The organism is Luedemannella flava (genome assembly GCF_039528515.1).
GTDB classification, from domain to species: domain Bacteria; phylum Actinomycetota; class Actinomycetes; order Mycobacteriales; family Micromonosporaceae; genus Luedemannella; species Luedemannella flava.
The window spans coordinates 1-586 of record NZ_BAAALT010000171.1 but is presented as its reverse complement, the minus strand read 5'-3'; the positions used below and the strand labels follow the sequence as shown (position 1 = coordinate 586).

Below are 586 nucleotides of genomic sequence, written 5' to 3'. Positions count from 1 at the left end.
GAGCCTCGGACGAATACTACTGGGGGTAGAGCACTGTTAAGGCTAGGGGGTCATCCCGACTTACCAACCCTTTGCAAACTCCGAATACCAGTAAGTACTATCCGGGAGACACACGGCGGGTGCTAACGTCCGTCGTGAAGAGGGAAACAACCCAGACCGCCAGCTAAGGTCCCAAAGTCATGGTTAAGTGGGAAACGATGTGGGAAGGCACAGACAGCCAGGATGTTGGCTTAGAAGCAGCCATCATTTAAAGAAAGCGTAATAGCTCACTGGTCGAGTCGGCCTGCGCGGAAGATGTAACGGGGCTAAACCATGCACCGAAGCTGCGGCAGCGACACTATGTGTTGTTGGGTAGGGGAGCGTTCTGTAAGCCTGCGAAGGTGTGCTGTGAGGCATGCTGGAGGTATCAGAAGTGCGAATGCTGACATAAGTAACGATAAAGCGGGTGAAAAGCCCGCTCGCCGGAAGACCAAGGGTTCCTGTCCAACGTTAATCGGGGCAGGGTGAGTCGACCCCTAAGGCGAGGCCGAAAGGCGTAGTCGATGGGAAACAGGTTAATATTCCTGTACTTGGTGTTACTGCGAAG

Annotated in this window: 1 rRNA gene; it reads left to right on the top strand. The window is 53.9% G+C overall.

Annotation, left to right across the window (positions count from 1 at the left end):
• Positions 1 to 586: ribosomal RNA gene (locus ABD211_RS23615) — 23S ribosomal RNA — on the top strand; the annotation flags it as partial.